Genomic DNA, 11,907 nt, shown 5'->3' on the forward strand with positions numbered 1-11,907 from the left:
CAGTCTGGCCGCATGACACGCCCGGCTCACCCAGCAACGTCCCCTGATCGCGCAGGAATTCCGGGCTCCGAAGACATTCAGACCAAGCGAGTTTGCACATGAGCGGTAAGGTTTTTCTGATTGGCGCAGGCCCCGGTGACCCCGAACTGATGACCCTGCGCGCGCTGCGGATGCTGCGAGAGGCGGACGTGGTGGTCTATGACCGTCTGGTCTCGGCCGATATCCTCAATCTGCACTCTGATGGCGCACGGCTGATCCCGGTTGGGAAGGCCCCCAAGTGTCATACCGTGCCGCAGGATCGCATCAACGAAATCCTCGTCGAAGAAGCCAGCGCCGGTCACACCGTTGCTCGCCTCAAGGGCGGCGATCCGATGATCTTCGGGCGTGGATCGGAAGAGGCCGCGCACCTGATGGCAAACGGCATCCCAGTCGAATACGCGCCGGGCATTACCGCAGCGCAGGGGGCATCCTGTTCGACAGGCGTGCCGCTGACCCATCGTGGGCTGGCGACCTCGGTGCAATATGTCACCGGGCACCGACAGGCCGACAAGGTGCTGGATCTGGATTGGAAACGTCTGGCCGACCCAGACTCGACCTTGGTCGTCTATATGGGCGTCGCCAATATCGGCCAGATCGCCATGGGACTGATGACTGAGAACCTGCCCGGCTCAACTCCGGTTTTGGCGGTAGGCAAAGCGACCACACCTGATGAGCGCCGGATGGTATCCCGGCTGGATCGGCTGGCCGCTGATGTGCGCAAGGCCGGGCTAAAGGCGCCCACGCTGTTCATCATCGGCAAGGTAGTTTCACTTTATGCAGAACGGCCTGTGGCCGACCTTTTGGAGCAGGCGCATGGCTAAGTTCGGTTCCAGAAGGCCGGCACAGCAACCGGCTGTGAGAGGACGCAAAGGATGGGCAGCACGTGCTGTTCTCACTTCCGCAGTGCTTGTTGCCACCACGGCCTTCGCCGCCGACACTCTTGACCCCAACGCACTGAAGCGTCTTGTCCATCAGGACTGCGGCTCTTGCCACGGGCTGTCGCTGAAAGGTGGTCTCGGCCCTGATCTGAGATCCGAGACTCTGGAGCACTACGACGCGGACGTTCTGACCGGCGTAATCCTCGACGGCATCCCCGACACCGCGATGCCCCCATGGCGGCCCTTGATCAGCGAAGAAGAGGCCGAATGGATCGCCCGCTACCTGCTGGCACAGGAGGCACAATGAAACAGCTCATCCTTACCCTCGCCGCCACTTTGCTCATGACCACCGCCCAGGCTGAACCCACCGCGACCGGCGACCTAGGACTTGTGATCGAACGCGCCAAGGGCTCGGTTCTACTGGTGGACCAATCCGACCGCGCCGCGCTGGCCCGGATCGAAGGGTTGGGCGATCTGTCCCATGCCTCGCTGGTCTATTCACCCGATGAACGCTTTGCCTATGTTTTTGGGCGTGACGGCGGCCTGACTAAGGTGGATATCGTCACCCGCCAGATCGTGAACCGGGTCGTGCAGGCGGGCAACGCCATTGGCGGTGCCATTTCGGATGACGGCGAGCTGGTCGCTGTATCGAATTATGAACCTGGCGGTGTACGCGTCTTCGATGCGGACACGCTGGAGATGGTCGCGGACATTCCTACCGACAGCAAAACCATCGGATTGGTCGATGCACCCGGCCGCCGGTTTGTTTTTACCATGTGGGACACGGGCGAGACCTGGATTGCTGATTTCTCCAACGGCGCACCCGCGATCACCAAGATCCCCGAAATGGGCAAGAACCCATATGACGCGCTGATCACCGCCAATGGCCGCACCTATATCACCGGCTTGTTTGGCGAAGATGGCCTGACCGCGCTGGACCTTTGGGCCGAGACGCCCGAACCCATCCGTGTGCTGCCCAACTATGGGCGCGGGCAAGTGGAGATGCCGGTCTACAAGATGCCTCACCTCGAAGGCTGGGCGCTGACCGGGCGCGAGTTCGTACTGCCTGCCGTCGGCCATCACGAGGTGCTGTGGATCGATGCTGAATCACTGACCGAGACCGGGCGCACCAAAACCTATGGTCAGCCAGTCTTTGCCATGGCGCGTCCTGACGGGCGGCAGGTTTGGGTGAACTTTGCCCACCCTCTGAACGACACCATTCAGGTTATTGATTCTGTGACCAAGGAGATCATTCACGAATTCAAACCCGGCCCTGCCGTACTGCATATGGAGTTCACTCCGCGAGGGCATGAGGTCTGGATCAGCGTGCGCGACGCCAACAAGGTTATGGTCTACGACACGCAAACGTTTGAAAAACTGCGCGAGATCGACGCCGACAGCCCATCCGGCATTTTCTTCACCGCCCGTGCGCACAGAATGGGGCTTTGACATGCAACACATCACCGATCCCATCGACCGTCGTTTGCTGGACGAGTTTCAGCGCGACTTTCCGATAACAGAGCGTCCGTTTCAGGTATTGGCGTCTATACTGGGGCTGGACGAAGCCGAGGTGATTGATCGCCTAACTCGCATGCAGGCCACCGGGCGGATTACACGCGTGGGTGCCACCATCGCTCCGGGCGCGGTTTCGGCCAGCACCTTGGCCGCTGTTGCGGCCCCCGAACATCGGTTGGAAGAGATTGCAGCCCTGATCGACGCCGAACCGGGCGTGAACCACAACTACCAGCGGGAGGATGACTGGAACCTCTGGTTCGTCGCAACCGGCCCGGATCGCACCCATGTCGATGACACCCTTGCACGGATATCGCAGCGTTCCGGACTGCGGGTTCTGGACCTGCGCCTCGTACGTCCATTCAATGTCGATTTGGGCTTTCGTATGTCGGGAAAAACACGCAATGTTCCTGGCCTTCGTAAGGTGGATCGCTCAGCCATGCAGCCCGGAGATCGCGAGTTGCTGCAGGCGCTCAGCTCGGGCCTGACCCTGACAGAGATTCCTTATGCCGCATTGGCACAAACGCTGGGTAGAGATGATTTCGACGTAATGGGACGTATCGAAGCGCTGCAAACAGCAGGCATAATCTCTCGTCTCGGGGTTATCGTGCGCCACCGGGCGCTCGGCTGGTCAGCCAATGCGATGGTTGTTTGGGACATGCCGCCCGAACAGGTGGACACGGCTGGACCGGCGCTGGCGGCCTATCCCGGCGTGACGCTTTGCTATGAGCGCAACCCGGTCAAGGATGTCTGGCCCTATCGCCTCTATTCCATGATCCATGCACGCTCGCGCCCCGAAGCGATGGAGGTTCTGGCCGCAGCCGCCGCTCTGCCCGAACTGGCAGGCGCACGAAACAAAGTGCTGTTCTCGACCCGTTGTTTCAAACAGACCGGCGCGTTGATCCAACCGAAAGAGGCAGCCGCATGACTATGGACGCGACCGACCGCGTAATCCTGAACCGGATGCAGGATGACCTGCCGCTGACCGCGCATCCCTTTGCCAGTGTAGCCCAGGAACTTGGGATTCCCGAAGACGAACTCCTAACCCGTCTCGCACGAATGAAAGAGCAGCGGATCATCACACGTTTCGGCCCGTTTTTCGACGCCGCTGCAATGGGTGGAGCGTTCTGCCTGTGCGCCATGGCCGTGCCAGAGGATGAATTCGAAACCGTCCTGACCAAAGTCAATGCGCACGCCGAGGTTGCCCATAATTATGAGCGTACGCACCGGCTGAACATGTGGTTCGTGCTGGCCACCGAAACGCCTGAGGGGATCGAGGCCGCCGCTGATGCGATCGAACGGGAAACGGGGATCGAAGTTCTCCGTTTCCCCAAACTACAGGAATTTTTCATCGGCTTCCGGGTGGCAGCATGATCGACGTTCAGGACAGAGAGATTATCGAAGCGCTGCAAAGCGGTCTGCCGCTTGTGCCTGCGCCTTACGCAGCCGTTGCCGAAACGCTTGGGTTGGACGAGGATGCCCTTTTGTATCATCTGGCAGAGCTGAAATCGCATGGTGTTATCCGCCGCATCGCCGCCGCTCCGAACCACTACAAGCTGGGGATGACGGCAAACGGAATGACTGTTTGGGATGTAGACGACAGCCAGGTCGCGGAATTGGGCGCACGGATCGGGGCGCTGCCCTTTGTCACCCACTGCTACGAACGTCCCCGCGCCCTGCCCGATTGGCCCTATAACCTGTTCGCCATGGTCCACGGCTCTGACCGGGACGAAGTCGAGAAAAAACGCGCCGAGATCTTCGCAATTCTGGGCGATGCCTGCCGGGCCAAGGACATCCTCTATTCCACGCGCATCCTGAAGAAGACAGGGCTGCGATTGAAAAAGAAAGGCTGAGACATGTTCCGCCTTACCGAATACATGCAGCAGCTCGTCAAACCGACACCGGTGCGCAGACGCCGTCCCGGCCCGGTGAAGCCGGTAGTGATCTGGAACCTGACGCGGCGCTGCAATCTGAAATGCCGCCACTGTTACACCGTTTCAGCAGATGTCGCGTTCCCCGGTGAGCTCAGTCACGAGCAAGCCATGGTAACCCTTGAGGATCTGGGCCAATTCCGCGTCCCGGCCCTGATCCTCTCGGGTGGGGAACCGCTGGACCGGTTCGATTTCTTCGACATCGCCAAACGCGCCCGCGATCTGGTGCCGATGCTGGCACTGTCGACCAACGGTACGCGGATTTACGACGAAACCGCCGACATGATCGCCGACGTGGGCTTCAACTATGTCGGCATTTCGCTAGACGGGATCGGGGCCACGAATGACTGGTTCCGGGGCGTCGAAGGGGCTTTTGCCGATGCTCTGCGCGGCGTACGCGAATGTAAGAAACGCGGTATCAAGGTGGGCCTGCGGTTCTGCCTGACCGAAGGTACGCAACATCACCTGCCTGACCTGCTGCAACTGTGCGACGATGAGGGTGTCGACAAGTTCTACCTGTCTCACCTCGTCTATGCCGGGCGCGGTGACAAGAACCGAGGCGAGGATGCCGAGCATTTGCGCACCCGTAAGGGTTTGGATTTGTTGTTGGAACGTGCGTGGGAAGCCGTCTCGGGCGGTCGTCCGCTGGATATCGTGACTGGCAATAACGATGCCGATGCCGGGTATTTCCTGAACTGGGTCCGGACGCATTTCGACGACGACAAAGCCGCCCATGTGCGCGAGCATCTGGCGGCGTGGGGTGGGAACTCGAGCGGGCTGGGCGTGGCCAATATCGACAACCTCGGCCGCGTGCATCCCGATACCTATTGGTCCAATTACACTGTTGGCAATGTGAAGACCAAATCGTTTTCGGAACTCTGGACCAGCGATGACCCGATGCTCGCCATGCTGCGTACCCGTCCGCGTCCTTTGAAGGGGCGTTGCGGGGCCTGTCAGTTAAAGGATGTCTGCGGTGGCAACACCCGCATCCGTGCCTTGCAACTGACCGGCGACCCGTGGGCCGAGGACCCGGCCTGCTATCTATCAAACGAAGAAATCGGCGTGCAGGGCGCAGGCGAGCGTCTGCAGGTCACGCCGTTCCGAGGGAAAAGCCATGATCCGGCGCATCAATTCTTTTGACACCTTGAAAATCGGCACATTCTGCTCGCTGCTGCTGACCGGCGCAGCTTGGGCTGATGCACCTTCGGATTATGCCGAATTCTGTGCCTCATGCCATGGTGAAAACCGTCTGGGTGGGGTCGGTCCGGCGCTGATCCCCGAGACGTTGAAACGGATGCGTGGGCCACGCGTGGCGGCGGTGATTGCCGAAGGGCGTACGGCCACCCAGATGCCTGCGTTTTCGCACGAGTTGGACGCGTTGCAGATCGAGGAACTGGCGGGATGGTTGAAATCTCCGCTGGAGACCGATCCCGAATGGGGCGAGGCCGATATCATGGCCAGCCGGACTCTGGATGATGAGTACGTATCGGTTGACGCGCCTGTCTGGGACAGCGACCCGATGAACATCACGCTGGTGGTGGAAACAGGCGATCATCATGTCAGTGTGCTGGACGGCGATACGTTCGAGGTTCTGGATCGGTTCGAAACCCCGTTCGCCGTGCATGGTGGGCCGAAGTTCAGCCCCGATGGGCGCTATGTCTTCATCATGTCGCGCGATGGCTGGGTGCAGAAATATGATATCTGGGCGCTGAAACAGGTGGGCCGCGTGCGTGCGGGGTTAAACAGCCGCAACATCGCCATGTCGGGTGACGGCAAATGGGTGGCAGTAGCGAACTATTTACCTAACTCACTAACCCTGCTGTCGACAGAGGACTTGTCGGTCGCGAAAGTCATTGAAGTCAAAAGCAAAAAGGGCGTTCCCAGCCGTGTTTCTGCCGTTTATCAGGCACCACCGCGCGAAAGCTTTGTTCTGGCGCTGAAGGATGTCCCCGAGATTTGGGAGGTGTTCTACGGGGCCAACCCGCCGCAATCCGGTATTGGCCACGATTTCCGCATCGAGGGGCAGTTCAAGAACCCTGACCCGTTCCCCGTGCGCAAGATCACCACGCCTGATTATCTGGACGATTTCTTTTTCGATCAAAGTTATGAATACGTTATGGGCGCCTCGCGTGATGGCAAGGGCGGGCAGGTGATTGATCTGGTGATCGGTCATAAGATCGCAGATCTGGACCTGCCGGGGATGCCTCACTTAGGTTCGGGGATCACTTGGCAGCAGGGCGACACCACCGTGATGGCGACGCCGCATCTGACCGATGGCACGGTCTCGGTGATCGACATGGGAACATGGGAAACCGTCAAGCGGATCAAAACCGAAGGGCCAGGATTTTTCATGCGCAGCCATGAGAACTCGCCTTACGTCTGGGCCGATGTGTTCTTTGGCCCGAACAAGGATGCCATGCACGTGATCGACAAGCAAAGCCTTGAAATCGTGAAAACTTTGCGCCCCGCGCCGGGCAAGACCGTGGCGCATGTAGAATTCACCAAAGATGGTAGCCACGCGCTGGTTTCGATCTGGGAAGATGACGGCGCGGTGATCGTCTATGACGCGCAAACGCTGGAAGAGGTCCGCCGCCTGCCGATGCGCAAACCGTCTGGGAAGTACAATGTCTGGAACAAAATCACCTTCTCGGAAGGCACCAGCCACTGAAGGCAAATGGCCGGTCTGGAAGCTGGCCATCCTGCTTTATCCGGCCACGGCTCTGACCGTGGCCATCAACCTGTTTCTGGCTGGGCTGATCCTGCACAGCGCGGGGTTTGGTGCCATTGAACCAGTACCTGCGATCTTATGGTCCATCCCCTTGGGCGTGCCCGCCTCATGGCTGGCAGGGCGCTGGGTGCGTGGCCTGATGGATGAGGCAGACGATTGATTTGAAAAGAAAATCAGAAATTTGCTTCACCTAACCTAAGTCAAGTCGCGACTCGGTAGAATCCAATACCCCAAAGGCATAGCTTTCCGAGTCGGAGACTCCATGCCTGCCCTGATCCCTCTGCACAATCTCCCTGTACGCGCAACTCGCGCGGCATGTGGGTTGGCAGGCATATTCCTTCTGTTGTTGCAGGCCTTTGGACCGGTGCTGGCGAGTCCCGGTGAAAGTGTCTGGATGGAGATCTGCTCGGAAGGCGGCGCGGTCTGGGTTGAAGTTGATCTTGAGGAGGACACCGAAGACCCGACCGCGTACTGCCCAAGATGCGCCGATTGCGCGCTATGCGCTGTCACCAGTGCAGCGCCCGCACCCGAGCTGGTGCAGATACCGCAAATCGGAAACTTCCGTGTTGTACAGCTTCAGAACAGCAAATCTTCCATGTTGTACAAGTCGCATAAGCTGTGGCCCGAAACCCGGGGACCTCCGCGCCCGACCCAAGAAACTGCTGAACGCGCCCTGCGCGCGTCCATGGCGTCCACCCTAAGTATCGGAGGTGCGCCGTGGTCGTAAGTCGCGCAATCCATATAGTGCTGGCCCTTGCCCTGTCCTGCCTGATGGCGATTAGTGCCCATGCCGACAGCCTCGCCAGCTTCCTGCCCGAGATTGAACCCGCCGATCTGGCCCCCGGTGCTGATGCCATTGGGCCGGTCCGCGATGACGTTCCGGTTGCACCCGTTCTGAAGGCCGGCGAGACCGTTGCCTGGGCCTTCCTAACCTCTGACTTCGTTGGCACCACCGGCTATTCCGGCAAACCGATCCATGTGGTCGCCGCCATCGATGATCAAGCGGTGCTAACCGGTGTGCAATTGGTCAAACACTCGGAGCCCATCGTTCTGATTGGCATCCCCAACGCGCGCATGGTTGAGCTGACCGAAGGCTATGCCGGTCTGGACTTGAAGGTTGAGGCTGAAACCGGCGGTGAGGGGCATGACCTCGATATCATCTCGGGGGCCACCGTCACGATCATGGTGATTGATGACAGTCTTGTGCGCGGCGGCATCAAGGTGGCGCGGGCGCTGGGGTTGGGCGGTTTGTCTCCGCTGCAGGCCGATGGGCCGAAACGCGAAGTCGATCTGGCGCAGGATGCGGTATACGACTGGAACACCCTGTCCGGCGACGGCTCGGTCCGGCGACTAACGCTGGATATCGGGCAGGTCAACGCTGCGTTCGAAGCCACCGGAGATCAGCGCGCCATCAAACGCCCTGAACCCGGCGAACCAGATGACACCTATATTGATATGCATATGGCGTTGGTATCCGTGCCGTCGATCGGCAAGTCGCTGCTGGGTGAGGCCGAATATCAAAACATGGTCGACTGGCTGGACGAAGGCGAGCAGGCCATTCTGGTGCTGGGGCGTGGGGCCTACAGCTTCAAGGGCTCGGGCTATGTCCGGGGCGGGATTTTCGACCGGATTCAGTTGATCCAAGGCGACAATTCGGTGCGATTCTTCGACAAGCAGCAGCGCCGGTTGGGCAAGGTTGCGGCACCCGATGCCCCAAGTTTCACGGAATTGGACATCTTCAAGATCCCCGCTGAGGCCGAGTTTGATCCGGCCGAGCCCTTTCGCCTGCAACTGTTGGCGCAGCGGGCTGTGGGCGCGGTTGAGAAGACCTTTCTGACCTTCGATCTGGGCTACAAACTGCCCGAGCAGTATCTGCTGCCCGTTGCGGCGCCAGTAGTTGTCGATGACGCCACCGGCGAGGCAGCAGCCAAGGCCGCGCTTTGGAAACGCATCTGGAAGGACCGCACGGTTGAGATCGGGGTGCTGGGCGTCATGCTTTTGGTGCTGACGGCGACATTCTTCTTCCAGTTCCACGCCACCATGAACGCCCGCGTCTTCTATTGGTTCCGCATCGGATACCTGACCATGACGCTGTTCTTCATCGGCTGGTACGCCAATGCGCAGCTGAGCGTGGTGAACCTGATGGCGCTGGCAGGCAGTCTGCGCACCGGCTTCTCTTGGGATGCCTTCTTGCTGGACCCGTTGGTCTTCATCCAATGGTTCGCTGTCGCTGCCGCGCTGCTGTTCTGGGGTCGGGGTGCTTATTGCGGCTGGCTGTGCCCGTTCGGCGCGCTGCAGGAACTGACCAACAAGATCGCGCGGGCCTTCAAGGTGCCGCAATGGACACTGCCCTGGGGCCTGAATGAGCGGCTCTGGCCCGCGAAATACATGATCTTCCTCGTGTTGTTCGGGATCAGTTTTGTCTCGATCCCGCTGGCTGAAACCTATGCCGAGGTCGAGCCGTTCAAGACCGCGATTATTCTGAAATTCATGCGCGACTGGCCCTTCGTGGTCTTTGCGCTGACCCTGCTGGGGATCGGGCTGTTCATCGAACGGTTCTATTGCCGCTATCTCTGCCCCTTGGGTGGTGCGCTGGCGATCCCTGCCCGTATCCGCATGTTCGACTGGCTGCGCCGCTACAAGGATTGCGGCACCCCCTGTCAGACCTGCGCCAACGAATGCCCCGTTCAGGCGATCCACCCAACCGGTGAGATCAATCCGAACGAGTGCGTCACCTGCCTGCATTGTCAGGTGCTCTACCAGTCCGAGGACAAATGTCCCGTCGTTATCCGCCAGTTGAAACGGCGGGCCAAGACAGGGTCGGTTCAACCGAAAACCCCCCTCGGACAACCACCGGCGAACCATCCGAACGCCAAACCGCAAACCGTTTCCTAAAAAGGAGGAACGATCATGTCGGAACACGATAAGAAACTGAACGTCACACGCCGCGGACTGCTGGGTGCATCTGCAACCGGCGCCGTGTTGGCCGGAACCGGTCTGGGCAGCACCCTGATGACCGCGAAAGAGGCCAGCGCCGCCGCCAATGCCGCGCTGGAGCCCGGCGAGTTGGACGAATATTACGGCTTCTGGTCCTCGGGTCAGACCGGCGAGGTGCGTATCCTCGGCGTGCCGTCGATGCGCGAGTTGATGCGCATTCCGGTATTCAACCGCTGCTCGGCCACCGGCTGGGGCCAGACCAACGAGTCGCTGAAGATCCTGACCGAAGGGCTGCTGCCAGAGACCAAGCAGTACCTGGCCGCCAATGGCAAAGTCACCTACGACAATGGCGACCTGCACCACCCGCACATGTCCTTCACCGATGGCACCTATGATGGCCGCTATCTGTTCATGAATGACAAGGCCAACACGCGCGTCGCGCGCATCCGCTGCGACGTGATGAAATGCGACAAGATCATCGAAATCCCGAACGCGCATGACATCCACGGTCTGCGTCCGCAGAAATACCCGCGCACCGGTTACATTTTCGCCAATGGCGAACACGAGGCCCCGCTGGTCAATGATGGTGAGATCCTCGACGATCCGTCGCAATACGTGAACATCTTCACCGCCATTGATGGTGATACGATGGAGATCGCATGGCAGGTGATGGTGTCGGGCAACCTCGACAACACTGACTGCGACTATCAGGGCAAATACGCATTCTCGACCTCGTACAACTCGGAAATGGGGATGAACCTTGCCGAGATGACCGAGAATGAGCTGGACCATGTGGTCGTGTTCAACCTGAAAGGTATCGAAGACGCTGTTGCCGCCGGGAACTATCAGGAGCTGAACGGCGTCAAGGTCGTGGACGGGCGCAAAGAGGCGGGCGGTAACCTGACCCGTTACATCCCGATCCCGAACTCGCCGCACGGAGTGAACGCAGCACCCGACAAGAAACACATCATGATCAACGGCAAGCTGTCCCCGACCGTATCCGTGATCGATGTGGAAAAGGTCGATGCGCTGTTTGCCGACAATGCCGATCCACGCTCGGCCATCGTGGCGGAACCGCAGCTGGGTCTTGGCCCGCTTCACACCGCGTTTGATGGCAAAGGCAACGCCTACACCACCCTTTTCCTGGACAGCCAGGTGGTGAAGTGGGACATCGCCAAGGCCATCGAAGCCTACGGTGGTGCGGATGTTGATCCAATCCTCGACAAAGTGGATGTGCATTATCAGCCGGGCCACAATTCGACCTCGATGGGCGAAACGGCTGAGGCTGATGGCAAGTGGCTGATTTCGATGAACAAGTTCTCGAAAGACCGCTTCCTGAACGTCGGGCCACTGAAGCCGGAAAACGAGCAGTTGATCGATATCTCGGGTGATAAGATGAAGGTGGTCCATGACGGCCCGACCTTCGCGGAACCGCATGACTCGATCCTCGTGCACCGGTCCAAGGTGAACCCGGTCAATGTCTGGGATCGCAACGACCCGATGTGGGAAGAAGCGCGCCAGCAGGCTGCCGCCGATGGTGTGGACCTTGAAGAGGGCGCCGAGGAGCCAATCCGCGATGGCAACAAGGTGCGGGTCTACATGACCTCGACCGCACCGGTGTTCAGCCTTGAGAAGTTCACCGTCAAGCAGGGTGACGAGGTAACGTTGTATGTCACCAACCTGGATGACGTGGATGACGTGACCCACGGGTTGTGCCTGTCGAACTTCGGCATCGCGATGGAGGTTGCGCCGCAGGCCACCGCCTCGGTCACCTTCATTGCCGACCGTCCGGGCGTGCATTGGTTCTATTGCCAGTGGTTCTGCCACGCGCTGCACATGGAGATGCGCGGCCGGATGTTCGTTGAGCCGCGGAGCGCATAAC

The 11,907-nt window shown here is 59.7% G+C and carries 12 protein-coding genes; all 12 read left to right on the forward strand.

Features of this window, described 5'->3' with window-relative positions:
* The first annotated feature begins 98 nt into the window (after positions 1-98).
* The 12 genes from cobA (at position 99) to nosZ (ending at position 11,906) form a co-directional block, all read left to right on the forward strand.
* Positions 99-860: a uroporphyrinogen-III C-methyltransferase gene (gene cobA, locus ACR0NE_RS19690; RefSeq protein ID WP_170595048.1), complete on the forward strand. Its 762-nt coding sequence runs from the start codon at positions 99-101 to the stop codon at positions 858-860.
* Positions 853-1,224: a c-type cytochrome gene (locus ACR0NE_RS19695; protein WP_480459890.1), complete on the forward strand. Its 372-nt coding sequence runs from the start codon at positions 853-855 to the stop codon at positions 1,222-1,224. The genes cobA and ACR0NE_RS19695 overlap by 8 nt, the downstream gene beginning before the upstream one ends.
* Positions 1,221-2,366, forward strand: coding sequence for a cytochrome D1 domain-containing protein (locus ACR0NE_RS19700; protein ID WP_170595045.1), 1,146 nt, complete (start codon positions 1,221-1,223; stop codon positions 2,364-2,366). The genes ACR0NE_RS19695 and ACR0NE_RS19700 overlap by 4 nt, the downstream gene beginning before the upstream one ends.
* 1 nt (position 2,367) lies before the next feature.
* A complete protein-coding gene (ahbB, locus tag ACR0NE_RS19705) occupies positions 2,368-3,357 on the forward strand; it encodes a siroheme decarboxylase subunit beta (protein ID WP_170595042.1) in 990 nt (329 codons plus the stop codon).
* Positions 3,354-3,803 carry an Lrp/AsnC family transcriptional regulator gene (locus ACR0NE_RS19710; RefSeq protein ID WP_170513576.1) on the forward strand — a complete coding sequence of 150 codons (450 nt, stop codon included), beginning with the start codon at positions 3,354-3,356 and terminating at the stop codon, positions 3,801-3,803. The genes ahbB (ACR0NE_RS19705) and ACR0NE_RS19710 overlap by 4 nt, the downstream gene beginning before the upstream one ends.
* Positions 3,800-4,282 (forward strand): siroheme decarboxylase subunit beta, encoded by a 483-nt coding sequence (gene ahbB, locus ACR0NE_RS19715; protein ID WP_170595039.1) that lies wholly within the window; start codon positions 3,800-3,802, stop codon positions 4,280-4,282. The genes ACR0NE_RS19710 and ahbB (ACR0NE_RS19715) overlap by 4 nt, the downstream gene beginning before the upstream one ends.
* Positions 4,283-4,285: 3 nt before the next feature.
* Positions 4,286-5,500, forward strand: coding sequence for a heme d1 biosynthesis radical SAM protein NirJ (gene nirJ / locus ACR0NE_RS19720; protein WP_170595036.1), 1,215 nt, complete (start codon positions 4,286-4,288; stop codon positions 5,498-5,500).
* Positions 5,475-7,028, forward strand: a complete 1,554-nt coding sequence (locus ACR0NE_RS19725; RefSeq protein WP_170408077.1) for a nitrite reductase — start codon at positions 5,475-5,477, stop codon at positions 7,026-7,028. Before nirJ ends, ACR0NE_RS19725 begins: the two co-directional genes overlap by 26 nt.
* Positions 6,985-7,248 (forward strand): hypothetical protein, encoded by a 264-nt coding sequence (locus tag ACR0NE_RS19730; RefSeq protein WP_170398115.1) that lies wholly within the window; start codon positions 6,985-6,987, stop codon positions 7,246-7,248. Before ACR0NE_RS19725 ends, ACR0NE_RS19730 begins: the two co-directional genes overlap by 44 nt.
* 102 nt (positions 7,249-7,350) lie before the next feature.
* The gene (locus tag ACR0NE_RS19735) at positions 7,351-7,815 is read left to right on the forward strand and encodes a DUF2946 family protein (RefSeq protein WP_170595033.1); all 465 of its coding nucleotides are present in this window, start codon (positions 7,351-7,353) and stop codon (positions 7,813-7,815) included.
* A 44-nt stretch (positions 7,816-7,859) separates the two neighbouring features.
* A complete protein-coding gene (locus ACR0NE_RS19740) occupies positions 7,860-9,983 on the forward strand; it encodes a 4Fe-4S binding protein (RefSeq protein WP_480459899.1) in 2,124 nt (707 codons plus the stop codon).
* A gap of 15 nt (positions 9,984-9,998) precedes the next feature.
* Positions 9,999-11,906 carry a TAT-dependent nitrous-oxide reductase gene (gene nosZ / locus ACR0NE_RS19745; protein WP_170595024.1) on the forward strand — a complete coding sequence of 636 codons (1,908 nt, stop codon included), beginning with the start codon at positions 9,999-10,001 and terminating at the stop codon, positions 11,904-11,906.
* Position 11,907 lies beyond the last annotated feature (1 nt).

The sequence above is a fragment of the Ruegeria sp. C9 genome (assembly GCF_056537585.1).